Source organism: Serratia nematodiphila DZ0503SBS1, from assembly GCF_000738675.1.
GTDB lineage: Bacteria > Pseudomonadota > Gammaproteobacteria > Enterobacterales > Enterobacteriaceae > Serratia > Serratia nematodiphila.
This window is the reverse complement of sequence record NZ_JPUX01000001.1, coordinates 996809-1020268: the sequence shown is the minus strand read 5'-3', so window position 1 is coordinate 1020268 and position 23460 is coordinate 996809. Positions and strand designations below refer to the sequence as shown.

The 23460-nt window shown below is 61.1% G+C and carries 23 protein-coding genes; 9 read left to right on the top strand and 14 right to left on the bottom strand.

From position 1 onward, the window contains the following. Nucleotides 1–31: 31 nt before the first annotated feature. Nucleotides 32–376 carry an iron-sulfur cluster insertion protein ErpA gene (gene erpA / locus JL05_RS04625; RefSeq protein ID WP_004932708.1) on the bottom strand — a complete coding sequence of 115 codons (345 nt, stop codon included), beginning with the start codon at nucleotides 374–376 and terminating at the stop codon, nucleotides 32–34. Nucleotides 377–465: 89 nt separating this feature from the next. Beyond that, nucleotides 466–1905 carry a H(+)/Cl(-) exchange transporter ClcA gene (gene clcA / locus JL05_RS04620; RefSeq protein WP_033631797.1) on the bottom strand — a complete coding sequence of 480 codons (1440 nt, stop codon included), beginning with the start codon at nucleotides 1903–1905 and terminating at the stop codon, nucleotides 466–468. A gap of 174 nt (nucleotides 1906–2079) precedes the next feature. Between clcA and hemL the strand changes: the two genes are divergently transcribed. Further along, on the top strand, nucleotides 2080–3369 hold the full coding sequence (gene hemL, locus JL05_RS04615; protein WP_033631796.1) for a glutamate-1-semialdehyde 2,1-aminomutase: 1290 nt from the start codon (nucleotides 2080–2082) through the stop codon (nucleotides 3367–3369). A 60-nt stretch (nucleotides 3370–3429) separates the two neighbouring features. On the opposite strand, the gene ampE is transcribed toward hemL, so the two are convergent. Together ampE and ampD are read right to left on the bottom strand one after the other, a co-directional pair. Further along, nucleotides 3430–4284, bottom strand: a complete 855-nt coding sequence (gene ampE / locus JL05_RS04610) for a beta-lactamase regulator AmpE (protein WP_033631795.1) — start codon at nucleotides 4282–4284, stop codon at nucleotides 3430–3432. Next, a complete protein-coding gene (gene ampD, locus JL05_RS04605; RefSeq protein WP_033631794.1) occupies nucleotides 4284–4880 on the bottom strand; it encodes a 1,6-anhydro-N-acetylmuramyl-L-alanine amidase AmpD in 597 nt (198 codons plus the stop codon). Before ampD ends, ampE begins: the two co-directional genes overlap by 1 nt. Before the next feature lie 84 nt (nucleotides 4881–4964). Between ampD and nadC the strand changes: the two genes are divergently transcribed. From nadC to hofC, 4 genes are all read left to right on the top strand, one after another. Then, nucleotides 4965–5855: a carboxylating nicotinate-nucleotide diphosphorylase gene (nadC, locus tag JL05_RS04600; protein ID WP_004932717.1), complete on the top strand. Its 891-nt coding sequence runs from the start codon at nucleotides 4965–4967 to the stop codon at nucleotides 5853–5855. 188 nt (nucleotides 5856–6043) lie between these two features. Then, nucleotides 6044–6481: a prepilin peptidase-dependent pilin gene (gene ppdD, locus JL05_RS04595; RefSeq protein ID WP_033631793.1), complete on the top strand. Its 438-nt coding sequence runs from the start codon at nucleotides 6044–6046 to the stop codon at nucleotides 6479–6481. A 5-nt stretch (nucleotides 6482–6486) separates the two neighbouring features. Continuing rightward, nucleotides 6487–7929: a type II secretion system protein GspE gene (gspE, locus tag JL05_RS04590; RefSeq protein ID WP_033633551.1), complete on the top strand. Its 1443-nt coding sequence runs from the start codon at nucleotides 6487–6489 to the stop codon at nucleotides 7927–7929. After that, on the top strand, nucleotides 7926–9125 hold the full coding sequence (hofC, locus tag JL05_RS04585) for a protein transport protein HofC (protein WP_033631792.1): 1200 nt from the start codon (nucleotides 7926–7928) through the stop codon (nucleotides 9123–9125). Before gspE ends, hofC begins: the two co-directional genes overlap by 4 nt. Nucleotides 9126–9177: 52 nt before the next feature. On the opposite strand, the gene JL05_RS04580 is transcribed toward hofC, so the two are convergent. Continuing rightward, the gene (locus tag JL05_RS04580; protein WP_015376656.1) at nucleotides 9178–10221 is read right to left on the bottom strand and encodes a GMP reductase; all 1044 of its coding nucleotides are present in this window, start codon (nucleotides 10219–10221) and stop codon (nucleotides 9178–9180) included. A 362-nt stretch (nucleotides 10222–10583) separates the two neighbouring features. Between JL05_RS04580 and coaE the strand changes: the two genes are divergently transcribed. From coaE to yacG, 3 genes are read left to right on the top strand one after another with little or no spacing between them, the layout of a single operon-like run. Next, nucleotides 10584–11198 (top strand): dephospho-CoA kinase, encoded by a 615-nt coding sequence (gene coaE, locus JL05_RS04575; RefSeq protein ID WP_033631791.1) that lies wholly within the window; start codon nucleotides 10584–10586, stop codon nucleotides 11196–11198. 5 nt (nucleotides 11199–11203) lie between these two features. Next, entirely contained in the window at nucleotides 11204–11956 is a 753-nt protein-coding gene (gene zapD / locus JL05_RS04570) for a cell division protein ZapD (protein ID WP_033631789.1), read from the top strand. 51 nt (nucleotides 11957–12007) lie between these two features. Next, nucleotides 12008–12199, top strand: coding sequence for a DNA gyrase inhibitor YacG (gene yacG / locus JL05_RS04565; RefSeq protein WP_004932737.1), 192 nt, complete (start codon nucleotides 12008–12010; stop codon nucleotides 12197–12199). 39 nt (nucleotides 12200–12238) lie between these two features. Here yacG and mutT read toward each other — a convergent pair whose 3' ends face one another. The 3 genes from mutT to secM form a co-directional block, all read right to left on the bottom strand. After that, the gene (gene mutT, locus JL05_RS04560; protein WP_033631788.1) at nucleotides 12239–12643 is read right to left on the bottom strand and encodes an 8-oxo-dGTP diphosphatase MutT; all 405 of its coding nucleotides are present in this window, start codon (nucleotides 12641–12643) and stop codon (nucleotides 12239–12241) included. Nucleotides 12644–12723: 80 nt separating this feature from the next. Then, nucleotides 12724–15432, bottom strand: a complete 2709-nt coding sequence (gene secA, locus JL05_RS04555; protein ID WP_004932741.1) for a preprotein translocase subunit SecA — start codon at nucleotides 15430–15432, stop codon at nucleotides 12724–12726. Nucleotides 15433–15514: 82 nt separating this feature from the next. Continuing rightward, entirely contained in the window at nucleotides 15515–16045 is a 531-nt protein-coding gene (secM, locus tag JL05_RS04550) for a secA translation cis-regulator SecM (RefSeq protein WP_004932747.1), read from the bottom strand. Nucleotides 16046–16071: 26 nt separating this feature from the next. On the opposite strand from secM, the gene JL05_RS04545 reads away from it, so the two are divergent. Then, nucleotides 16072–16587, top strand: a complete 516-nt coding sequence (locus JL05_RS04545; protein WP_004932751.1) for a DUF721 domain-containing protein — start codon at nucleotides 16072–16074, stop codon at nucleotides 16585–16587. Between the two features lie 101 nt (nucleotides 16588–16688). Here JL05_RS04545 and lpxC read toward each other — a convergent pair whose 3' ends face one another. The 6 genes from lpxC to murC all read right to left on the bottom strand — a co-directional run bounded on the left by lpxC (nucleotide 16689) and on the right by murC (nucleotide 23433). Then, nucleotides 16689–17606, bottom strand: a complete 918-nt coding sequence (gene lpxC, locus JL05_RS04540; protein ID WP_004932754.1) for a UDP-3-O-acyl-N-acetylglucosamine deacetylase — start codon at nucleotides 17604–17606, stop codon at nucleotides 16689–16691. A 103-nt stretch (nucleotides 17607–17709) separates the two neighbouring features. Further along, a complete protein-coding gene (gene ftsZ / locus JL05_RS04535) occupies nucleotides 17710–18864 on the bottom strand; it encodes a cell division protein FtsZ (RefSeq protein ID WP_004932757.1) in 1155 nt (384 codons plus the stop codon). A 74-nt stretch (nucleotides 18865–18938) separates the two neighbouring features. After that, entirely contained in the window at nucleotides 18939–20195 is a 1257-nt protein-coding gene (gene ftsA / locus JL05_RS04530) for a cell division protein FtsA (protein ID WP_004932758.1), read from the bottom strand. Continuing rightward, complete coding sequence (gene ftsQ, locus JL05_RS04525) at nucleotides 20192–21043, bottom strand: cell division protein FtsQ (protein ID WP_004932761.1); 852 nt, start codon at nucleotides 21041–21043, stop codon at nucleotides 20192–20194. The genes ftsA and ftsQ overlap by 4 nt, the downstream gene beginning before the upstream one ends. Before the next feature lies 1 nt (nucleotide 21044). Further along, nucleotides 21045–21965 carry a D-alanine--D-alanine ligase gene (locus tag JL05_RS04520; protein ID WP_033631787.1) on the bottom strand — a complete coding sequence of 307 codons (921 nt, stop codon included), beginning with the start codon at nucleotides 21963–21965 and terminating at the stop codon, nucleotides 21045–21047. Beyond that, complete coding sequence (gene murC / locus JL05_RS04515) at nucleotides 21958–23433, bottom strand: UDP-N-acetylmuramate--L-alanine ligase (protein WP_028127852.1); 1476 nt, start codon at nucleotides 23431–23433, stop codon at nucleotides 21958–21960. Before murC ends, JL05_RS04520 begins: the two co-directional genes overlap by 8 nt. Nucleotides 23434–23460: the final 27 nt, after the last annotated feature.

Below are 23460 nucleotides of genomic sequence, written 5' to 3'. Positions count from 1 at the left end.
AGGCGAGCGGGTTATGTTCTGACAGGCAAACTCAGATGCTGAACGACGAACCGCAACCGCAGGTGGTTTTGGCATTCGGGTTGGTCACCACAAAGCGCGACCCTTCCAGCCCTTCGGTGTAGTCCACCGAACCGCCGACCAGGTACTGCAGGCTCATCGGATCGACCACCAGCGCCACGCCCTGCTTCTCGATGGTCATGTCGCCATCGTTGACCTTGTCGTCAAAAGTGAAGCCGTACTGGAATCCGCTGCAGCCGCCGCCGGTAATATAAACCCGCAACTTCAGGTTCGGGTTTTCTTCGTCAGCAATCAGGAACTTCACCTTGTTTGCTGCTGCCTCGGTAAATTGCAGGGGCAGTGCCGTTTGATCACTCATACTCTTTACTCCCAACATTGTTCAGCATCAGATCGCGACTATGGCTGCCTGATTAATATTAACGATTATCCGATACCTGAGTGTTGCGTTCAAGTATTCACCGCATTTGTTGTATTTTCCTTACTTGTTTTCTGCGCCGCCTCCCGCGCCAGCTGCGCCTCCTGCTTTTGCAGCGTGCGGGCCAGGATCGACGAATACAGCGGCTTGCCGCCGAGCAGCTGCGCCACCACCGTGGCGCCGAGGCAGGTGATGATCATCGGTAAAATCAGCTGGTAGTTGTCGGTCATTTCCAGCACCAGCACGATGCCGGTCAGCGGGGCGCGCACCGTGGCGGCGAACAGCGCCCCCATGCCGGCGATGGCGAAGGTGCCCGCCTCGATGCCGTACTGCGGGAACAGATGCGCCCCCGCCAGCCCGAAGGCGGTGCCGAACAGCGTGCCCAACGCCAGCATCGGCGCGAAGATGCCGCCCGGCGCGCCGGAACCGAAGCACAGCAGCGTGGTGAAGATGCGGGTGATAAAGATAAACATCAACATGCCGACGCTGTAGTTGCCCGCCGCGGCGATCGGGATCAGCCCAAAGCCGCCGCCCGCTGCCTCCGGCTGGATCAGCCCCAGAATGCCGCACACGCCGCCGAGCAGCCCGCCCATCAGCAAGACATTGCGCATTCTGCCGCCGTGCAGGCGCGCGAACATGTCCTGGGTGCGGAAAATCAGCGCGTTGAACCCCACGCCCACCGCGCCGAAGATTGCCCCCAACACCAGATAGAGCCACAGGGTATTGATGGGCGCCGAAGAAAGTTTGTCGACCGCGATCACCGCCCCCTGGCCGTTAAACAGCTGGAACACCACGCTCGACATGATAACGCCGATAAACACCGCTTTAATCGAGATCAGGTTGTAGCGGAACTGCGGCCGCATCTCTTCGATGATGAACAGGATGCCGGCCAGCGGCGCGTTGAACGCGGCGGACAAGCCGGCGGCGGCCCCGGTCGCCAGCAACGTATGACGCGCCTCAGCGCCGCGAATGCGCAGCACGTCCAATACCATGCGCCCGACGTTGCCGCCCATCTGCACCGTGGGCCCTTCGCGCCCCAGCACCATGCCCGCCCCCAGCGTGCCCATGCCACCGATGAATTTCACCGGGATCACGCGCCACCAGCGTACCGGCCGCAGCTCTTCCAGCGCGCCTTCGATTTCCGGAATGCCCGAGCCGCCCGCCTCAGGCGCAAAGCGCCGCACCAGGTAATAGCCCAGCGCCGCCAGCGCGGCGGACAGGATAAACGCCAGGGGCCACACCAGGAGCCAGGAGTCGGCGACCTGCGCCAGCGAAGCCAGCCGCTGCTGCTGCACCCACTCCACCGCTTTATCGAAGGCCACGCCGAGCAAACCGGCCAGCGCCCCCACCAGCGCGGCCATCACCAGGATCGCCACCGGGGTTTTATCGCGGCGAATAAACTGACGCACCGCATCGCTGCGGCTAAGACGCGGGCTCAACGTCCCGACGGGCTGTGATTGTGATTCTGTCATCGCGAGTGATTCGTCAGGTAATTTGTAATACAAATAGGCAGGGCGATAATTCTACCCCAACCTGGCGGCGGGCGCTGCCGTTAATGGTATCTGACTGTGATCGTTTCATAACGCGGCGCTCTCCTCTAGAATAGCGCGGTCAAATCATTCAAAAGAGAATCCAGGAGCCGATTTATGAGCCTACACAGCAAGTCCGAAAGTCTGTACGCCCAGGCGCAACAGTTGATCCCCGGCGGGGTAAACTCTCCGGTGCGTGCATTCACCGGCGTGGGCGGTGTGCCGCTGTTTATCGAGCGGGCAGACGGGGCTTACCTGTTCGATGCCGACGGCAAGGCCTATATCGACTATGTCGGTTCCTGGGGGCCGATGGTGCTGGGGCATAACCACCCGGCGATCCGCGACGCGGTGATCGAAGCGGCGCAGCGCGGCCTGAGCTTCGGCGCGCCGACCGAGATGGAAGTCAAAATGGCGCAGCTGGTCACCGAGCTGGTGCCGACGATGGATATGGTGCGCATGGTGAACTCAGGCACCGAAGCCACCATGAGCGCCATCCGCCTGGCGCGCGGCTACACCAACCGCGATAAAATCATCAAGTTCGAAGGCTGCTATCACGGCCACGCCGACTGCCTGCTGGTGAAAGCCGGCTCCGGCGCGCTGACCCTCGGCCAGCCGAACTCACCGGGCGTGCCGGCCGACTTCGCCAAGCACACTCTGACCTGCACCTATAACGATCTGGATTCGGTGCGCGCCGCCTTCGAACAGTACCCGTCCGAAATCGCCTGTATCATCGTCGAGCCGGTCGCCGGCAACATGAACTGCGTGCCGCCGCTGTCGGAATTCCTGCCGGGCCTGCGCGCCCTGTGCGACAAGTACGGCGCGCTCTTGATCATCGACGAAGTGATGACCGGCTTCCGCGTCGCGCTGGCCGGCGCGCAATCCTATTACGGCGTCGAGCCTGATCTGACCTGCCTCGGCAAAATCATCGGCGGCGGCATGCCGGTGGGCGCCTTCGGCGGCCGTCGCGAGGTGATGGAGGCGCTGGCGCCGACCGGCCCGGTCTACCAGGCCGGCACCCTGTCCGGCAACCCGATCGCCATGGCGGCGGGCTACGCTTGTTTGACCGAAGTCTCACAGGTCGGCGTGCACCAGACGCTGACCGAACTGACCGAGATGCTGGCCGCTGGCCTGCTGCACGCGGCGCAGGAGGAGAATATTCCGCTGGTGGTCAACAACGTCGGCGGCATGTTCGGCCTGTTCTTCACCGACGCGCCGGCGGTCACCTGCTACCAGGACGTGATGCAGTGCGACGTGGAACGCTTCAAGCGCTTCTTCCACCTGATGCTGGAAGAAGGGGTGTATCTGGCGCCGTCCGCCTTCGAAGCGGGCTTCATGTCCGTGGCGCACAGCAAGGAAGACATTCAGCGCACCATCGACGCCGCGCGTCGCTGCTTCGCCAAGCTGTAATCCTGGCCGAATGGCCAAAAAAAAACGGGCGCCTCGGCGCCCGTTTTTTTTCTCTGCGGCTTAAAGCAGCGTGCCGTAAATGGTCAACAGCGCCACCACCACCACGATGATCATCGTCACCTTGCGCGCCAACGTCACCGCCGCCCGCGGCGTTTGCACCGGATCCATATGCGGATCGCGCGCCAGCGAGAACTGCGCCAGCCGCGTCAACACCTGATACGACGACGAATGCCGATCGCCGAGTGAGGCGAACCAGGCCGGCAACGCGCGCTCGCCGTGGCCGAACAACGCATAGGCCACCCCGGCCAAACGCACCGGGATCCAGTCCAGCCAGTTCAGCAGATGATCGATGCCCGACTGCGAACGCTCCAGCGGCGTATTGTGGCGCGCCAGCCAGGTTTGATAGGCGCGCAGGAAGGCATACCCCGCCAGCGCGATCGGCCCGTACGGCCCAAAGACCACGAACCAGAACAGCGGCGCCAGGTAATAACGGAAGTTGATCCACAGCAGCGCGTTTTGCAGCTCGCGCAGACGCAGCTCTTCACTGCAGTCCACCGGCAAGCCGTGGATCAACGCCAGCTCTTCCGCCATCTGATCGCTGGCATGGGTATCCCCCTGCCGCGCCGCTTTCAGGTAGGCGCGATAGTGTTTGCGCTTGATGCCGGCGCCGACGCACAGCAGATCGATGACGATCCACAGCAGCAGCGTCACCACGCCGAAGAACAGCCCGTGCGACAACCACAGAACGCCCCAGACGATCACCATCCAGGCGGCGGTCATCGCCAGCGTCTGCGCCAGCGAAACCCGATGCAGCCGCTGAAATACCACTTCGAGGCGATGATCCAGCTGCCAGTGTTCTCCCAGCTTGAACAGGCGCTCCCAGGCCAAAACCAGCAACAGCGTAAACAGCGTCATTAGCGATTCCTCTCCCTTTTTCTTGTCTCAAGCATAGCGTCGGCGGGCGCGCCTCGTTGTTCCAGAGATGCCAGATAGCGATCCCAATCGAACGCCGGCCCGGGATCGGTCTTGCGGCCGGGGGCGATATCGCAATGCCCGGCGATATTGGCCGCCAGCGGTGGATAATGTTCGGCCAGCAGCACGGTGACCGCCTGCAGCGTGCGATATTGCGCTTCGGTGTAGGGTAACTGGTCAGTCCCTTCCAGCTCGATGCCGATGGAGAAATCGTTGCACCGATCGCGCCCCTGATACAGGGAAACGCCCGCGTGCCAGGCGCGCTGGTCGAAGGGCACATACTGCACGATCTCTCCGCCGCGGCGAATCAGGCAATGCGCCGACACTCGCAGCTGATGGATATCGGCGAAATAAGGGTGCTGCGCAGGGTCGAGCGTGCCGGTGAACAGCTGGTCGATATAGGGGCCGCCGAACTCGCCGGGCGGCAAGCTGATGTTGTGGATGACCAGCAGCGAGGGGTGCTCGTCATCCGGGCGCCGATCGCAGTGCGGCGAGAGCACTCGCGTCGCCCCGACAATCCAGCCATTTTCCAACTGCATCAGACACCTCTCTGCGGTGGTACTTATTCCTGCAACAGAGTAGCATGTTCCCCTACGATCTAACCGTCCATTTCGGAGTTTTCCATGCCGACACGCCGCTACAGTGCCGACAGTCGCCGCACCGAGCTTCTTGAACGAATTGAAAGTGATATTCCCTATGCCGTCGCCCAGGCGCTGCGCGAAGACCTGGGGGGTGAAGTCGACGCCGGGCGTGATATTACCGCGCAATTGTTACCGGCTGACAAGCAGGCCGAAGCCACCGTCATCACCCGTGAAGCCGGCGTGTTCTGTGGCCGCCGCTGGCTGAATGAGGTCTTTATTCAACTGGGCAATCAGGTGCAGGTGGAGTGGCTGGTGGCGGACGGCGACCGTCTGACGCCGAACCAACCGCTCTGCCGGCTGCGCGGCCCGGCGCGGGTGATGCTGACCGGCGAGCGCACCGCGCTGAACTTCGTGCAGACGCTCTCCGGCGTGGCGACCGAGGTCAGCCGCTACGTGGCCCTGCTGGAAGGCACCCGGACTCGCCTGCTCGATACCCGCAAGACCTTACCCGGCCTGCGCACCGCGCTGAAATACGCCGTGCTGTGCGGGGGCGGCAGCAACCACCGGCTGGGGCTGTCCGATGCCTTCCTGATCAAGGAAAACCACATCATCGCCTCCGGTTCTATCAAGAACGCGGTGGAAAAAGCCTTCTGGCTGCACGCCGACGTGCCGGTGGAAGTGGAAGTCGAGTCGCTCGATGAACTGCAGCAGGCGCTGGATGCCGGCGCCGACATCATCATGCTGGACAACTTCAGCGTAGAGATGATGCGTCAGGCGGTCGCCCAAACCCAGGGCCGCGCCCAGTTGGAAGTGTCCGGCAACGTCACCCGCGAGACGCTGCGCACCTTCGCCGAGACCGGCGTGGATTACATTTCGGTCGGCGCGCTGACCAAGCATGTGACCGCGCTCGATCTGTCGATGCGCTTCAAATGATCCCCTCGCCCCCGGCCGCTGCCGGGGGCGTCACCGTAAAATTGCGAACCCCCTCTCACCGTTTTTTTCACCGCTGCAAACCACATCATTACTGATGGAAGCGCGCCGAGAAACGCGTAACTGCCCCTCGCCGTGCCCCGAGCAAGCCGCTACCGTTGTCTTCCACACCCCAATGGAGGAAACAACGCATGGAAACACAACGCGGCTTTACCCTGATAGAACTGATGGTGGTGATCGCCATCATCGCCATCCTCAGCGCCATCGGCATTCCCGCCTACCAGCGCTACATCCAGAAAGCAGCGATGACCGACATGCTGCAAACCATGGCGCCGTATAAAATGGCGGTCGAGCTGTGCGTGCTGGACGAAGGCGCGCCCGCCGGCTGCGAGGCCGGCAGCAAAGGCATTCCCACCGGCGGCACGTCGCGCTATGTCAGCGGGGTGAAAGTCGTCAAAGGCGTGATCACGCTGACCGGCAGCCAAACGCTGCAGGGCCTGGCGGTGGCATTAACCCCCAAGTCGAACGCCGATGGGCTGACCCGCTGGAGCCGGCTGTGCAGCAGCGAAAACGCGACGCTGGTTGAGGTGTGCCAGGAAGTCTTCCGCTTCGACAACGCGGCGGAGTAATGGCGATGAACGCGCAAATCAGCGAAGAGGTTCACGCCCTGTGCCGGCGCTATCAGGCGCTGGCGCTGAGCGAAGACCCGACCACCCTGACGGTCGCGCTCAGCGAAGAAGCGCCGCAGGGGCTGCTGGCGGCGCTGCGTTTCGCCACCGGCAAGCGCATCCATTTGGAACAATGGCCGGCGGCCAGGCTGGAGATGGCGCTGAACCAGCACCACGAGCCGCTCCCGGCGCCGTTGACGGCCGAAGAGGACACGACCGACATCGCCTACCCCGACGACGGCGATGCGCCGGTGGTACAGTTCATCAACCAGACGCTGCGCCTGGCCATTCAGCGCCGCGCCTCGGACATTCACTTTGAGCCCTTTCGGCAGCATTTTCGCATTCGCCTGCGCATCGACGGCGTGCTGCAAACCCTTGCCTCACCGCCGCCGCAGCTGGCTGCGCGCCTCATCGCCCGGCTGAAGATCCTCGGCCAACTGGATATCGCCGAGCGCCGTCAACCTCAGGACGGGCAGCTCAGCCTGACGCTGGACAGCGCGCGCTATGCCATGCGCATCGCCACCCTGCCGACGTTGCACGGCGAAAAGGTGGTGCTGCGCGTTCAGCAGGGCGAGCAGCAAGAGCTGCCGCTGGATCAACTGGGCATGAGCCGGACGGATCTGGCGCGCTACGCGGCAGCGTTGGCCTGCCCGCAAGGTTTGATCCTGGTGACCGGCCCGACCGGCAGCGGCAAGACGGTAACGCTGTACAGCGGGCTGCGCCAGTTGAATGATGCGCAAAGCAACCTGTGCAGCGTCGAGGATCCGGTCGAGATCCCGCTGTTCGGCGTCAATCAGACCCAGATCAACGCCAAAACCGAGCTGAACTTCACCCGAGTGCTGCGTGCCCTGCTGCGCCAGGATCCGGACGTCATCATGATCGGCGAGATCCGCGATGCGGAAACCGCCGAGATCGCGGTCAAGGCCGCACAAACCGGCCACCTGGTGCTGTCGACGCTGCATACCAACTCCACTGCTGAAACCCTGACGCGGCTGATGCACATGGGTATCCCCGGCTACCTGCTCGCCGGCTGCCTGAAGCTGGTCGTCGCCCAGCGGCTGGTGCGCAGGCTGTGTCGCCACTGCCGCTACCCGCAAAGCCAGCCGGCGCATTTTCCCACCGCGCTCTGGCCGGAACCGCTGACCGCCTGGCGCGCCGACGGCTGCGAGCACTGCTTCGGCGGCTATTATGGGCGCATCGGCGTGTATGAACTGTTGGCCATTACGCCGGAAATTCAGGCGGCATTGCTGGCGATATCCGCTCCCAGTCTGCTGGCGGATATCGCCCGCGAGCAGGGGCAGCTTTCGCTGCTGCAGGCGGGTCTGGCGCTGGCCGCCGAAGGCACGACCTCGCTGGAAGAACTGTACCGCGTGATCGACGTCGTCCAACCCGGCGTAACCACGCCATGAAAGCGCGCCGGTTGTTTCTGTGGCAGGCTTTCGACGCTCAGGGCACCTTACGCCGCGGCGAACTGATGAGCGATGAAAAACGGCAGGTGAGCCGGCTGCTGATCGAACAAGGCCTGCAACCTTGGCGGATCGGGCACGGCAAACGCGTCACGCCCGGCCAATGGCGCGGAGAACCGTTAATCCACTTCACCCGCCAGCTCGCTACCCTGTTGCAGGCCGGGCTGCCGCTGGTCAATACGCTGCAGCTTCTGGCGGCAGAGCACCCTTCGGCAGCCTGGCGCTGCCTGCTGCGCCAGCTGGCCGACCAGGTGCGCGAAGGGCCGCCGCTCTCCGAAAGCCTTGCCGCACAACCAAGCGTTTTTCCACTGATCTATCGCCAACTGATCGCCATCGGCGAACTGACCGGCAACCTCGATCGCTGCTGCCTGCAGCTGGCGCAACAACAGGAGGCCCAGCTTCTGCTGCGCCGCAAGGTGACCAAAGCGCTGCGGTATCCCCTCTTCATCTGCGCGGTGGCGCTGCTGGTCAGCGTGCTGATGCTGGTGATGGTGCTGCCGGAATTTGCCAAGGTTTATCAGTCGTTCGATGCGCAGCTGCCCTGGTTTACCCAAGGATTATTGGGGTTGTCCGCGCTGCTGATCGCCGTTGGCCCCTATTTGGCGCTGCTGCTCGGCGCGTTGCTGTTCGGCTACTGCCGCTGGCTGCATCCGCGCCCTCCGTGGCGCCAACGCGAACAGGCCGCCTTGCTGCGCCTGCCGCTAATTGCCCGGCTGGTGAGCGGCGGCGCGCTGAGCCAAACATTTCGTATCCTGACCATGACCCAACGCGCGGGGCTGACGCTGGTGGAAGGTTTGAACGCGGCGGCGCTGGCGGCGGATCATCCGCTGTACCGGCAGGCGCTGGAGCAGGTGCAACGGCAGATCGCCGAAGGCGAAGCGTTTCATCAGGCCCTGGGTTTGCAACCGCTGTTTCCGCCACTGTGCCGGCAGCTGGTGCGGGTGGGCGAGGAGTCCGGCTCGCTGGACGCCTTGCTGGATAAGTTGGCGCAGTGGTATGAACGGCAGACGCACGAGCTGGCCGATACGCTGGCGCAAACGCTGGAGCCGCTGTTGATGCTGGTGGTGGGCGGGATTGTCGGCGCTTTGGTTATCGCCATGTATCTGCCTATCTTTCAACTGGGCAGCGTGCTGGGATAAAGAAGAGGATAGCGGGCGCCGTGGTGCGCGGCGCCCGAATGCAAGCTGCGGCTTATTTGCTGCCGAAGACGCGGTTTTCCTGCTCCGCCACGCGGATAAAGGTGGTGCGCTTGGTCAGCTCTTTCAGACGCTCGGCGCCGACGTAGGTGCAGGCGGAACGCAGGCCGCCGAGGATATCGCGCACGGTAAACTCTACCTCGCCGCGCAGCGGCAGCTTGACGGTTTTGCCTTCGGCCGCGCGATACTCTGCTACGCCGCCGACGTGGCGCTTCATCGCTGACTCGGAGCTCATGCCGTAGAACAGCATAAATTTCTCGCCGTTCTCTTCCACCACGGTGCCTTCGCACTCGTCGTGGCCGGCCAGCATGCCGCCCAGCATCACGAAGTCCGCGCCGCCGCCGAAGGCTTTGGCGACATCGCCCGGCACCGAGCAGCCGCCGTCGCTGACGATTTGGCCGCCCAGCCCGTGGGCCGCATCGGCGCATTCGATCACCGCCGACAGCTGCGGGTAGCCCACACCGGTCTTCACGCGGGTGGTGCATACCGACCCCGGGCCGATGCCGACTTTAACGATGTCGGCGCCGGAGAGGATCAACTCTTCCACCATTTCGCCGGTTACCACGTTACCTGCGCAGATGACGTGATTCGGGCAGGCTTCGCGCGCTTTCTGCAGGAAGGCGACGAAGTGTTCGGAGTAGCCGTTGGCCACGTCGATACAGATGAATTTCAGCGCCGGAGACAGGGCCAGGATCTGCTGCATTTTGGCGAAGTCGGCTTCGGAGGTGCCGGTGGAGACCATCACATGGCGCAGCACCGATTCCGGCATGCGCTGCACGAAGTCAGCCCATTGCTCGACGCTGTAATGTTTGTGTACGGCAGTGAGAACGTCGAAAGAAGCCAGGGCCTCGGCCATGCGGAAGGTGCCCACCGTGTCCATGTTGGCGGCGATAATCGGCACGCCGGACCAGCTGCAACCTGAATGCTTGAAGGTAAACTGACGTTCCAGTTCAACCTCAGAGCGGCTTTTCAGCGTGGAACGCTTAGGGCGGATCAACACGTCTTTAAAGCCCAACTTCAAATCTTCTTCAATACGCATGACTTATGATTTCCTGGTTAATGGCGACGGATCGCAAGGAGGATATTCGAACCTCTACCCGACGGCTTTCCAGTGGCGCAAAAAGACGGCGGCGAGATTAATGCCAGTTCCAGTGACGTTATAATACGCGCTAATAATCGCCGAACAAGACTGCGAATTCGCCTTTATTTACGCTACAATCCGACAAATTTACCTGCATAATCGCAGTGTGATTGCCCGCTCATTTTTGCCGTGCCGCTGCGTTTTTTCTCGCCACCCAATCGGTGCCGATGCGCAAGCGCCGCCTGCCGACTTGCACTTCTGCGCGATCGCTTTATGATTCGACTATTATTTTTTTATGAACATCGGATGCACCTAACACCATGGCCTACATTGTTGCGTTGACCGGGGGCATAGGCAGCGGCAAGACGACCGTCGCGAACGCCTTTGCGCGCCACGGCGCAACCCTTGTCGATGCTGACGTGATCGCCCGTCAGGTCGTCGAGCCGGGCACCCCTGCCTTGGCCGCGATCGCCGAACGATTTGGTAATGAAATGTTACTGCCGGACGGTGCGTTGAACCGCGCTGCGCTGCGTCAGCGCATCTTCAGCCATCCCGATGACAAAACCTGGCTGAACCAGCTGCTGCACCCGCTGATACACCGTGAAACCCATCGCCAACTGGCGCAGGCCACCAGCCCGTACGCGCTGTGGGTGGTGCCGCTGCTGGTGGAAAACCGCCTGCAGGATCGCGCCGATCGGGTGCTGGTGATCGACGTCGACGCCGAAACCCAGCTGGCTCGCACCATCGCGCGCGACGGCGTAAGCCGTGAGCAAGCGCAGAGCATTCTCGCCGCCCAGGCCACGCGCCAGCAGCGCCTCGCCGTGGCGGATGACATTATTGACAACAGCGGCGCCGCTCAGGGGATAGAGCCACAGGTCGCCGCTCTGCATCGTCGCTACCTTGAACTGGCGGCAACAGCGCCCCAACAGGATTAAACTGCATGAGTGATGTTTCCCCAACCGTTCTCTTTGAACACCCGCTGAACGAGAAGATGCGCACCTGGCTGCGCATCGAATTCCTGCTGCAACAGCTGCACGGCCAACGCGCCCTGAGTGAAACCGCCATCGCCCTCACCTTCTTTCGCACCGTCTCCGACTTGCTGGACGTGCTGGAGCGCGGCGAAGTGCGCACCGAACTGCTCAAAGAGCTGGAGCGCCAGCAGCAGAAACTGTTGGCCTGGGCCGATGTGCCGGGCGTGGATATGGCGCTGATCGACCAGCTGCGCGGCCAGCTGAAGTCGCGCTCATCGGCGCTGATGGCGGCGCCGCGCCTCGGCCAGGCGCTGCGCGAAGATCGGCTGATCGGCCTGGTGCGTCAGCGGCTGAACATTCCTGGCGGTTGCTGCAGCTTCGATCTGCCGACCCTGCACATGTGGATGCACGCGCCGCAGCAGGATCGCGATACCGACGTCGCCGCCTGGCTGCAGTCGCTGGAACCGCTGAACCAGGCGCTGATCATGGTGTTGGATCTGATCCGCCAATCCGGGCCGTTCCGCAATCAAATCAGCCTGAACGGTTTTTTCCAGGACAACGCCGAAGGGGCGGATCTGCTGCGCCTGCGCCTCCATCTGGCGCCGCAGCTTTATCCGCAGATTTCCGGCCATAAGACGCGTTATGCCATTCGTTTCCTGCCGCTGGACAGCGAACATGGCGCGGTGCCTGAACGCCTGACGTTCGAACTGGCCTGTTGTTGAACTTATGCAAGAAAGCCTTCTCAGCACTGTCAGAAGGCATAAGGAACCGTTATGACGACCGTAGTAAAATGCCCAACCTGTGGCACCGGCGTGGTTTGGGGTGAAGTCAGCCCATTCCGGCCGTTTTGCAGCAAACGTTGCCAGCTGATCGATCTCGGCGAGTGGGCCGATGAAGAGAAGCGCATTCCGAGCAACAGCGATCTGTCGGAAAGCGAAGACTGGAGCGAAATGGACGATCGCTGATCGCCCGCTGTTGGCCTGGCGGACGCCAGGCCAAACTGGTTATTGCGCGGCGTTCGCCTGTGCCACCAGCAGCTGAATAATGCCGACGTTGGCTTCCGGGAACTCGTCTTCACGCAGGTCCGCCTGTTTTACCCAGCGCATCGGTTGCCCCTCACGGCCGAACGGCTCACCCGCCCAGGCTTCTACCAGATAAAAATTCAGCGTCACGATGCGATCGCTGAAGCGGTGCTCCACCACCTCCAGCAGTTCGGCGCGTTCGGCTTCGATACCGGTCTCTTCCCGCAGCTCGCGGCTCAACGCCTGTTCCGGCGTTTCACCCTGTTCGATCTTACCGCCGGGAAACTCCCAGAATCCGGCCATGTGCGCGTCAGCGGCGCGGCGGGTAATAAAGATCTCCTGTTGAGCATTGCGGATAATGCCCACGGCGATATTCAGATGTTTCATCTCACCCTCCTGATGGGTGCCAAAAAACAGGGGCTCAGCAAGCTGAACCCCTGGGTGTTATCGGTTAACCGCGGCCGGCATTACTGCAGGCGGCCGTGGCACTGCTTGTATTTCTTGCCGGAACCGCATGGGCAAGGATCGTTGCGCCCCACTTTACGCTCGGCGGTCGCCGGCGCGTTCGGATCTTCAGTCACCAGCGCGTTCTCGTCGTGGTGGCTCAGCTGTTGCTGCTGCGCCAGACGCTCGGCCTCTTCACGGCGCTGCTGTTCCAGCGCTTCCACCTCTTCCGGCATCCGCACCTGTACCTTGCTCAGCACGCTGATCACTTCATATTTCAGCGATTCCAGCATGGTGGCGAACATGTTGAAGGATTCGCGCTTGTACTCCTGCTTCGGATCCTTCTGCGCGTAACCGCGCAGGTGGATACCCTGGCGCAGGTAGTCCATCGCCGCCAGATGCTCTTTCCACAGGGAATCCAGCGTCTGCAGCATCACGCCCTTCTCGAAGTTGCGCATCATCTCGCTGCCGACCACTTCTTCCTTACGCTGATACTGCTCTTTGGCGTTCTCCAGAATGCGTTCGCGCAGCGTCTCTTCGTGCAGCTCCGGCTCTTTGTCCAGCCACTGGGCGATCGGCATCTCCAGATCGAAGTCGTTCTTCAGGCGCTCTTCCAGCCCCTGAATGTCCCACTCTTCTTCCAGCGACTGCGGCGTGATGTAGTTGTCGATGGTGCTCTTGAACACGTCCTCGCGGATGCTGGCGATGGTTTCGCTCACGTCGGACACGTCCAGCAATTCGTTGCGTTGGCTGTAGATGGCGCGGCGCTGATCGTTGGCGACGTCATCGTACTCCAGCAGCTGCTTACGGATGTCGAAGTTGCGGCTCTCTACCTTACGCTGGGCATTGGCGATCGCCTTGGTCACCCACGGGTGCTCAATCGCTTCGCCTTCTTTCATGCCCAGTTTACGCATCATGCCGGACACGCGATCCGAGGCGAAGATACGCATCAGGGCATCTTCCATCGACAGGTAGAAGCGGGATGAACCGGCGTCGCCCTGACGACCGGAACGGCCGCGCAGCTGGTTATCGATACGGCGCGATTCATGGCGCTCGGTGCCGATGATATGCAGGCCGCCCGCCGCCAGCACCGCGTCGTGGCGCTCTTTCCAGGCGGCTTTGATGGCTTCGATCTGCTCTTCGGTCGGCGCTTCCAGCAGCGCTACTTCGGCCTGCCAGCTGCCGCCCAGCACGATATCGGTACCACGGCCCGCCATGTTGGTGGCGATGGTTACCGCACCGCTCTGGCCGGCCTGGGCGACGATGTCCGCTTCCATGGCGTGGAATTTGGCGTTCAGCACCTTGTGGTCGATGCCCGCTTTGGTCAGCTCACGGGACACCACTTCGGATTTCTCGATTGAGATGGTACCCACCAGCACCGGTTGGCCTTTGGCTGTACGCTCGCGGATGTCCTCGATGATGGCGCCGATCTTCTCTTTCTCGGTCATGTACACCAGATCCGGCATGTCCTTACGGATCATCGGACGGTTGGTTGGCACCACGATGGTGTCCAGCTTGTAGATCGAGCTGAATTCGAAGGCTTCGGTATCGGCGGTACCGGTCATCCCGGCCAGCTTCTCGTACAGACGGAAGTAGTTCTGGAAGGTGATCGAAGCCAGCGTCTGGTTCTCGTTCTGGATCTCCACGCCTTCTTTGGCTTCCACCGCCTGGTGCAGGCCATCGGACCAACGGCGGCCCTGCATGGTACGGCCGGTGTGCTCATCGACGATGATCACTTCGCCGTCTTTCACGATGTAGTCAACGTCGCGGGTGAACAGCACGTGGGCGCGCAGCGCGGCGGTAACGTGGTGCATCAGCATGATATTGGTCGGCGAGTACAGCGATTCGCCTTCATCCATGATGCCAGCCTCTACCAGCATCTCTTCGATCAGGATCAGGCCGCGTTCGGTCAGGTGCACCTGGCGCGCCTTCTCATCCACCGAGAAGTGCCCTTCACCCTTGAAGGTGTCGGAGTCTTCTTTTTCCTGGCGGATCAGTTTAGGGATCAGCTTGTTGACCTTGATGTACATCTCGGAGCTGTCTTCAGCCGGGCCGGAGATGATCAGCGGCGTACGCGCTTCATCGATCAGGATGGAGTCCACCTCATCCACCAGCGCATAGTGCAGTTTGCGCTGCACGCGTTCTTCCGGGCTGAACGCCATGTTGTCGCGCAGGTAGTCGAAGCCGTATTCGTTGTTGGTGCCGTAGGTGATGTCGGCAGCGTAAGCTTCACGCTTGGCCGGCGCCGGCATGCCCGGCAGGTTGATGCCGATGCTCAGGCCGAGGAACTCGAACAGCGGACGGTTGTTTTCGGCGTCGCGCTGCGCCAGATAGTCGTTGACGGTCACGACGTGCACGCCGCGGCCGCTCAGGGCGTTCAGGTAGGCCGGCAGCGTCGCGGTCAGGGTTTTACCTTCACCGGTACGCATCTCGGCGATGCAGCGGTCGTTCAGCACCATGCCGCCCAGCAGCTGCACGTCGAAGTGACGCATGCCGAACACGCGCTTGCTCGCCTCGCGCACCACGGCGAAGGCTTCCGGGATCAGGCTTTCCAGCGACTCGCCTTTTTCCAGGCGTGCGCGGAACTCGTTAGTTTTCGCTTTCAGCTCGTCATCGGACAGTTTTTCCATGTCCGGTTCCATGCGGTTGATCTGCTCAACCACTTTGCGCATGCGGCGCAGGGTACGATCGTTACGGCTGCCAAAAACTTTGGTTAATAATTTCACTAACATGATGTTTGATATCTCTGTCATGACGGCCGAATGCGGCAGTCAACTTGCTATTATTTATGGTTTTTATGCCCTAAGGGCGGAGTCAGACGAGAACGACGGGCCCGGCGCGAATGCCTTGCACCTGAGCCACCCACAGGCCGGTCTGGTGCCGCGCCAGCGTTGGCAGCACCTCAAGGTGGGTGTGGCGAATGATGGTCGGCGGCTTCGGCTCATGCGTCAGCAGCGCATTGAGGGTAGACAGCAACGCCAGTTGCGCTACCTGCAAAGGCGGTTCCGCTTCGGCTTCGCTCTCCTGTACCCGCGCATAAACCGCCTGCGGCGCCAACGCGAAAGAGAGGTGACGAATGACGGTGCGCAGTGCATGCTGCTGCCAATAATCTACGCTGAAGGTAGGGCGGCGGTGCGCGTCCTGCAGCAGGGCCAGGCTGTTGAAGGTGCCGTTGGCCGAATTTTGCCGGTTAAGGCTGGACGACGTATTCGGCAGCGCGGCCTGATCGGGAGCGCCGGACAAATTGGAAGACGCGCCAAGCGTGGCCGCAACCATCCCTAACAGGAGATGGGGCCAGAAATAACGTCTGCCAAATTGTCGCCAACGATTTAGAATACCGATCACGAGTTTATAATCCGCCGGAGCCCATTATGCGCGATAGCCGTCCACAATTATTAGATGTCCTGTTCGACGACGCGTCTGCCGGCAGCAAAGGGCCGCTGCATAACGTCCAGCAACGCGCGGTGGCGCTGCTCAAGCTTAACCGTGCAGTGAAGGGCCTGTTGCCCGCTCCCCTGCATCCCTGGTGCCGCGTCGCGAATTTCCGACAGGGTATTTTAGTGCTCGAAACGGCAAATGCCAGTTGGATGATGCGCTTGCGCTACGAACAACCCGCTTTGCTGTCTGCACTACGAGCGCAAATTCTACCATCATTGTCGTCGATCGACATCAGGATTAATCCGGCCTTGATGGCGAAAGGCAGCAACCAGGTGCAAAACGCCGAGAAAGCGCCGGAAAAACCCGTGCCGATGCGGCATTTGAGTCTGGAAAGTGCGGAAGAGCTGAGAGGATTGGCGAGCCGTAGCCCGGAGAAACTGCGCAAGATATTGGAACGGCTGGCTGCATTGGCCGGAGAGGGTACCAACACAACCAGTCGTGATAAGTAATCAGCGACACAACTGCAAAACATCAGACGGCATCACGAGCCTGAATTCTCAGGCTCTCAGAGGATGCGCCTGCCGTTATTCGCAGGCGAGGAATTCAGACCTTACGCCAATACGGTAGACGGCGCCTTGAATGCCAACGGCATTTCGGCTTCGTCCTGGAAGGTCACGTATTCCCACGCTTCCTGCTTGGCCAGTACGGCCTGCAGCAGTTTGTTGTTCAGCGCGTGCCCAGACTTGAACGCGGTGAACGCGCCAATGATGTTGTGGCCGCACATGAACAGGTCGCCGATGGCGTCCAGCATTTTGTGACGTACGAACTCGTCTTCGAAACGCAGACCGTCTTCGTTCAGCACACGATAGTCATCTACCACGATGGCGCAATCGAAGCTGCCGCCCAGGGCCAAGCCGCGGGACTGCAGATATTCGATATCGCGCATGAACCCGAAGGTGCGCGCGCGGCTGATTTGACGCACGAACGACTCAGCCGAGAAATCAAGACGGTAGCGCTGAGAGCTGGCGTCGATAGCCGGGTGGTTGAAGTCGATGGTGAAGTCCAGGCGGAACCCGTTATGCGGGGACAGCTCGGCCCATTTGTCGCCATCTTCAACACGCACGGTCTCTTTCAGACGCAGGAATTTCTTCGCCGAGTTCAGTTCTTCGATGCCGGCATCCAGCAGCAAGAACACGAACGGACTGGCGCTGCCGTCCATGATTGGGATTTCAGCGGCGTCGACTTCGATGACGATATTGTCGATGCCCAACCCAGCCAGCGCGGCGTTGAGGTGCTCAACGGTCGAAATACGCACGTCATGCTCATTCACCAGGCAAGTACAGAGCATGGTATCACGCACGGATTTTGCATCAGCCGGAAAATCAACCGGTGGATTCAAGTCAGTGCGACGATAGATGACCCCGGTATTAGCCGGCGCTGGGCGCATTGTCAGCGTGACTTTCTTGCCGGTATGCAAACCGACGCCAGTCGCCTGAACAATACGTTTTAATGTCCTTTGTTTGATCATCGTTTTATCTCGCAATGTTATCCATCCTACCAGCCAAGCATACAGCATGGCCGGCGGGACAGTTTAGCACAAAGAGCGGAGATTCCAAATTCTCAGGATATTCTTAGTCTGCCTGTTTACGCAGGAAGGCTGGAATATCAAGATAGTCGGGCTCTTTATTCGGCTGCGCAGCTTGGTCGTTGACCACCTTGGCGGCAGGTTTCACTTCCTGCGGCAGAGGCGACATGCCGTGCTGCTGATAACGGTGATCCATCACTGGCTGGCTGGCCTGCTTATTGGTCACCAGAGTGATTTCAGGACGCTTGTCCATACCGATACCGGTTGCAACCACGGTAACGCGCAGTTCGTCGTTCATTTCCGGATCCAGCGAGGTACCGATAACCACGGTAGCGTTGTCGGAAGCGAACGCACGGATGGTGTTACCCACAGTTTCGAACTCATCCAGACGCAGATCGAAGCCAGCGGTAATGTTGACCAGCACGCCGCGCGCGCCGGACAGGTCGATGTCTTCCAGCAGCGGGCTGGAGATCGCCATTTCGGCCGCTTCTTCGGCGCGGTCTTCACCGCAAGCCACGCCGGAACCCATCATCGCATAGCCCATTTCGGACATCACGGTGCGCACGTCGGCGAAGTCGACGTTCATCAGGCCCGGACGGGTGATCAGCTCGGCGATACCCTGCACCGCGCCTTTCAGCACGTCGTTGGCCGCGCCGAACGCGTCCAGCAGAGAGATGCCGCGCCCCAGAACTTTCAACAGCTTGTCGTTCGGGATGGTGATCAGCGAGTCCACGTGTTTGGACAGTTCAGCGATACCCTGCTCCGCGAATGCCATGCGCTTCTTGCCTTCGAAGTTGAAAGGCTTGGTCACCACGGCCACGGTCAGAATACCCAAATCTTTAGCCACTTCAGCCACCACTGGCGCCGCACCGGTACCGGTACCGCCGCCCATGCCGGCTGCGATGAAGACCATGTCTGCGCCGTCCAGCGCTGCGCGCAGGGCTTCGCGGTCTTCTTCCGCTGAATTGCGACCCACCTCAGGGTTCGCGCCCGCACCCAGACCTTTGGTAATACCGCTACCAATCTGGATGGTTTGGCCAACCGCCGTTTTGCGGAGCGCCTGGGCGTCCGTGTTCACAGCGAAGAATTCAACACCTTCGATGCGCTCGCGCACCATGTGTTCAACGGCGTTGCCACCGCCGCCGCCGACGCCGATGACTTTAATCACCGCGTCATTGGTTAGTTCCATTGGTTCAAACATAGTTTCTCTCCGTTTTGTGCCTGTCGCTGCGAGATCATAAAAAGATTACTCAGCATGATCTCTTTGTTGAAACATTAAAACTCTTTTCTCAGCCAGCTATTGATGCGTTTAAACCAATTGCCCACCGAGGCGCGTTTTTCTACTTCTGTCTCACCGCTCAGGTGAGACTCTTTTCCATAGTGCAGCAGACCTACCGCCGTCGAGTAGTAAGGCTCCTGCGCATAATCCGTCAGACCCGTGATGTTCAAGGGTTGGCCGATGCGTACCTGAGTGTGGAACACCCGTTGCGCACAGGCTGCCAGGCCATCAATCTGGGCGGCGCCACCGGTCAGCACGATACCTGCCGCCAGATGATGCTTCACCCCTTGCTGACGCAGTTGCTCCTGCAATTGCAAAATTTCATCGTTAACCAGATTCAACAGTTCGGTGTAGCGTGGCTCAATGACTTCAGCCAGCGTCTGTCTTTGCAGACTGCGCGGAGGACGTCCCCCGACGCTAGGCACCTCTACATTCTCATCCTTGCTAACAATCGACCCAAGCGCACAACCGTGTCGAACTTTAATCGCTTCCGCGTCGGTCGGCGGCGTGCCGAAGGCGTAGGCGATATCGCTGGTGACCACGTTCCCGGCATAAGGGATCACTTTGGTGTGGCGCAGCGCACCGCCGGTATACACCGCCATATCCATGGTGCCGCCGCCGATATCCACCACGCAAACGCCGAGTTCGCGTTCATCTTCGGTCAGCACCGCGTAGCTCGCGGCCAGACCGGCGAAAATAAGTTGGTCAACTTTCAGGCCGCAACGTTCCACGGCCTTGACGATGTTCTTCGCCATATCGTTATGGCAGGTAATCAGATGCACCTTGGCCTGCATGCGCACGCCGGACAGCCCAACCGGGTTTTTGATGCCTTCCTGATAATCGATGGCGTATTCCTGAGGGATCACGTGCAGGATACGGTGTTCGTCGCGCACGCGCACCGATTTGGCGGTGTGCACCACATTCTCCACGTCATCCTGCGTCACTTCCTCTTCCGAGATCGGCACCATGCCGATTTCGTTCTGGCAGCTGATGTGTTTGCCCGACAGCGCCAGGTACACCGAAGAGATCTGGCAGTCCGCCATCAGCTCGGCCTGATCGATGGCGCGCTGTACGCACTTCACCACCGATTCCAGGTCGTTTACGCCACCCTTATCCATACCGCGAGACGGGCAGCTGCCCACCCCGATAATGTTGACCATGCCATCGGGCAGAACTTCCCCTACCAACGCGGAGACTTTTGCAGTACCGATCTCCAGTCCAACTACCAGTTTTCTGTCCGTCGACTTGATCATTGTTGTTTTGCCTGTGCCTGATTCTGTTGCTGATTACTGTTTTGCTGACCGCCAAGCGCCTGCGGATCGACCAACACCGGAGCCCACCCTACCGAAGCGCCGGACTCGTAGCGCAGATCGACATAGCTGACACGCTTGCTCTCCGCCTGGCCCTGCTGCTGCAATACCGGGTAAAGCTCGATAAACCGCTGCAAACGCCCGTTGCGGTCATCGCGCCCCAGCTCAAGCCGGACATCGTTGTCCAGCGCCAGCTGCCAGGAATGGCGCGCGGTCATCGCCGCCATTTTCAGCGTATATTTGCTGGCCGCCAACGTGGCGCTCATCGCCCGATAGCCTTCCAGCACATCCTGCTCGCTCCCTTCCGGCCCATAGAGCAGCGGCAATTTCTGCTTGCCCGCCCGCTCCGCCGGCACGCTGAACGCTTTGCCCTCGGCGTCCACCATGTGCAAATCGTTCCAGCGCGCCACCGGGACGTACTCCACCAGATGGATCTTCAGCTCATCCGGCCATTGTTTGCGCACGCTGGCCTGCTTGATCCACGGCAGACGTTCGATCTGCTGCTGGATGACGTCCACATCCTGCGTCATAAAGGTGCCGGGTGCGCCCAGCGCCAGGATCGCCTGACGAATATCATCGTTGGTGGTGTAATGGCGTTCGCCGGTCACCACCAGCCTTGAGAGCGGCAGGCGGCTGGCGTCTTTCATCCAGCCAAGCACCGCCCAACCGCTCCACACGACCGTTCCCAACACCATCAGCAGGAAAATCATTCCCGCCAACTGGGTTCCATTGCTGCGACGCGGGCCGTTATCCACCTCGCGATCGCGCGCATTCAGGGCAGCTTGCGACATATCAGTCGGCCAACTCCAAAATTCTCGCCACCAACTGCGAGAAGCTTAATCCAAACTGGCGCGCCGCCATCGGCACCAGGCTATGACTGGTCATGCCCGGAGAGGTGTTCACCTCAAGCAGATAGAAGCGGCCATCGCTGTCTTGCATCACGTCGACGCGGCCCCAGCCGCTGCAGTCCAGACCGCGGTAGGCGCGCAGCGCCAACGCCGCCATCTCGGCTTCCTGCTCGGCGTTTAAACCGCTCGGGCAGAAGTACTGCGTGTCGTCCGAAATGTACTTGGCCTGGTAGTCGTAAAACACGCCGGCCGGCTGGATGCGGATTGACGGCAGAACCTGATCGCCCAGCATCGCCACGGTGTATTCCGGGCCGCTCAACCACTTCTCCACCAGCACATCGTCGTCATGGCGGAAGGCCTCTTCCAACGCCGCTTCCAACGCCGCGCTTGCGGTGACCTTGCTCATACCGACGCTGGAGCCTTCACGGCTCGGCTTGACGATCAGCGGCAAACCGAGATCCGCCACACGCGCCAGCAGCGCCGCTTTTTCGGCACCGAGGTACAGCTGGCGATTCAGCGCCACGTAAGGCGCTACCGGCAAGCCCATCGACTGCCACACCATCTTGGTGCGCCATTTGTCCATGGTCAGCGCCGAGGCCATCACGCCGCTACCGGTATAAGGCAGTTCGAGGAACTCCAGCAGCCCTTGCAGGGTGCCGTCCTCGCCGCCGCGCCCGTGCAGCGCGATAAACACTTTGGTGAACCCTTGCTCTTTCAGTTGAGTCGCCGGGAAATCGCGGGTATCGACACCGTGCGCATCGATGCCGGCTTCGCGCAGCCCGGCCAGCACCGCGGCGCCGGATTGCAGGGACACTTCGCGTTCGGCGGAGGTGCCGCCCAGCAGAACTGCAACTTTATCAGCCATGGTGCTCCTCCTCTTTCTTCGGCGGCTGCAGCTTCAGCTCGGCCAGTTTACGGGCGATTTTGCCCACGTTGCCGGCGCCCTGCACCAGCACCAAGTCTTCATCCTGCAGCAGCTGCGCCAGGGTTTCCGGCACGCTATCGGCATCGGAAACCAGGATCGGATCCAGCTTGCCGCGGCTGCGGATGGTGCGGCACAGCGAACGGCTGTCCGCGCCCGGGATCGGCGCTTCGCCGGCGGCGTACACGTCGAGCATCAGCAGCACATCCACCTGCGACAGCACGTTGGCGAAATCGTCGTACAGATCGCGGGTGCGCGTATAACGGTGCGGCTGGAAGATCATCACCAAACGCTTGTCCGGCCAGCCGGCGCGCGCCGCTTTCAGCGTGGCGTCCACCTCAGTCGGATGGTGGCCGTAATCGTCCACCAGCATCGCGCTGCCCGCTTTGCCGTTGACCGGTTCCAGCGGGAACTCGCCGAGGAAATCGAAGCGGCGCCCGGTGCCCTGGAAGCCCGCCAGCGCGCGCAGAATATCTTCGTCGTCAATGCCTTCTTCGGTCGCTACCGCCACCGCCGCCGCTGCGTTCAACGCATTGTGGCGGCCCGGCGCGTTCAGCGTCACCGTCAGCAACGGCTTATCCTGGCGGCTCAGAGTAAAGTGCCCCTGCGGCCCAATCTGCCGGTAGTCTTCGATGCGCACATCCGCATCCTCACTGAAGCCGTAGGTGGTGATATGGCGACCCACGCGCGGCAACAGCTCACGCACCACCGGATCGTCAATGCACATCACCGCGCGGCCGTAGAACGGCAGGTTGTGCAAGAAATTGATAAACGTCTGTTTCAGGTTCTCGAAGTCGCCCTGGTAGGTGTCCATATGGTCGGCTTCGATGTTGGTGACCACGGCCACCATCGGCTGCAGATGCAGGAACGACGCATCGCTCTCATCCGCCTCCGCGATCAGATAACGGCTGGACCCCAGTCGCGCGTGGGTGCCCGCCGCCTTCACCAGCCCGCCGTTGACGAAGGTCGGGTCCAGGCGGGCTTCGGCATAAATGCTCGAGACCATCGCCGTGGTGGTGGTTTTGCCGTGCGTGCCGGCAATAGCGATGCCGTGACGAAAACGCATCAGCTCCGCCAGCATTTCAGCGCGGCGGATCACCGGGATGCGCGCCTCACGAGCGGCGACGATCTCCGGGTTGTCGGCGGAGATGGCGGTAGAGACCACCACCACGCTCGCATCCAGCACGTTTTCCGGACGGTGATTGAAATAAATCGTCGCTCCGAGCGCGCTCAACTGTTGTGTCACCGGATTCGGCGCCAGGTCGGAGCCGCTGATCTGATACCCTTCGTTTGCCAACACTTCGGCGATACCACCCATGCCGGCGCCACCGATGCCGACAAAGTGAATGTGCCGGACGCGACGCATCTCGGGCACGATAGTACGTAGTTTCGCCAGTTGTTGTGTATTCATCACTCTCTCTAATCCGGATCCGGTACC

Excerpts from the sequence above, each read along its gene's own strand:
- JL05_RS04520 (WP_033631787.1), bottom strand. The coding sequence starts at position 21,965 with ATGGCTGATAAAGTTGCAGTTCTGCTGGGCGGCACCTCCGCCGAACGC.
- JL05_RS04545 (WP_004932751.1), top strand. The coding sequence starts at position 16,072 with ATGCGCGATAGCCGTCCACAATTATTAGATGTCCTGTTCGACGACGCG.
- lpxC (WP_004932754.1), bottom strand. The coding sequence starts at position 17,606 with ATGATCAAACAAAGGACATTAAAACGTATTGTTCAGGCGACTGGCGTC.
- murC (WP_028127852.1), bottom strand. The coding sequence starts at position 23,433 with ATGAATACACAACAACTGGCGAAACTACGTACTATCGTGCCCGAGATG.
- yacG (WP_004932737.1), top strand. The coding sequence starts at position 12,008 with ATGACGACCGTAGTAAAATGCCCAACCTGTGGCACCGGCGTGGTTTGG.
- coaE (WP_033631791.1), top strand. The coding sequence starts at position 10,584 with ATGGCCTACATTGTTGCGTTGACCGGGGGCATAGGCAGCGGCAAGACG.
- hemL (WP_033631796.1), top strand. The coding sequence starts at position 2,080 with ATGAGCCTACACAGCAAGTCCGAAAGTCTGTACGCCCAGGCGCAACAG.
- erpA (WP_004932708.1), bottom strand. The coding sequence starts at position 376 with ATGAGTGATCAAACGGCACTGCCCCTGCAATTTACCGAGGCAGCAGCA.
- mutT (WP_033631788.1), bottom strand. The coding sequence starts at position 12,643 with ATGAAACATCTGAATATCGCCGTGGGCATTATCCGCAATGCTCAACAG.
- ftsQ (WP_004932761.1), bottom strand. The coding sequence starts at position 21,043 with ATGTCGCAAGCTGCCCTGAATGCGCGCGATCGCGAGGTGGATAACGGC.
- ppdD (WP_033631793.1), top strand. The coding sequence starts at position 6,044 with ATGGAAACACAACGCGGCTTTACCCTGATAGAACTGATGGTGGTGATC.
- secA (WP_004932741.1), bottom strand. The coding sequence starts at position 15,432 with ATGTTAGTGAAATTATTAACCAAAGTTTTTGGCAGCCGTAACGATCGT.
- ftsZ (WP_004932757.1), bottom strand. The coding sequence starts at position 18,864 with ATGTTTGAACCAATGGAACTAACCAATGACGCGGTGATTAAAGTCATC.
- ampD (WP_033631794.1), bottom strand. The coding sequence starts at position 4,880 with ATGCAGTTGGAAAATGGCTGGATTGTCGGGGCGACGCGAGTGCTCTCG.
- nadC (WP_004932717.1), top strand. The coding sequence starts at position 4,965 with ATGCCGACACGCCGCTACAGTGCCGACAGTCGCCGCACCGAGCTTCTT.
- hofC (WP_033631792.1), top strand. The coding sequence starts at position 7,926 with ATGAAAGCGCGCCGGTTGTTTCTGTGGCAGGCTTTCGACGCTCAGGGC.
- clcA (WP_033631797.1), bottom strand. The coding sequence starts at position 1,905 with ATGACAGAATCACAATCACAGCCCGTCGGGACGTTGAGCCCGCGTCTT.
- JL05_RS04580 (WP_015376656.1), bottom strand. The coding sequence starts at position 10,221 with ATGCGTATTGAAGAAGATTTGAAGTTGGGCTTTAAAGACGTGTTGATC.
- ampE (WP_033631795.1), bottom strand. The coding sequence starts at position 4,284 with ATGACGCTGTTTACGCTGTTGCTGGTTTTGGCCTGGGAGCGCCTGTTC.
- ftsA (WP_004932758.1), bottom strand. The coding sequence starts at position 20,195 with ATGATCAAGTCGACGGACAGAAAACTGGTAGTTGGACTGGAGATCGGT.
- gspE (WP_033633551.1), top strand. The coding sequence starts at position 6,487 with ATGAACGCGCAAATCAGCGAAGAGGTTCACGCCCTGTGCCGGCGCTAT.
- zapD (WP_033631789.1), top strand. The coding sequence starts at position 11,204 with ATGAGTGATGTTTCCCCAACCGTTCTCTTTGAACACCCGCTGAACGAG.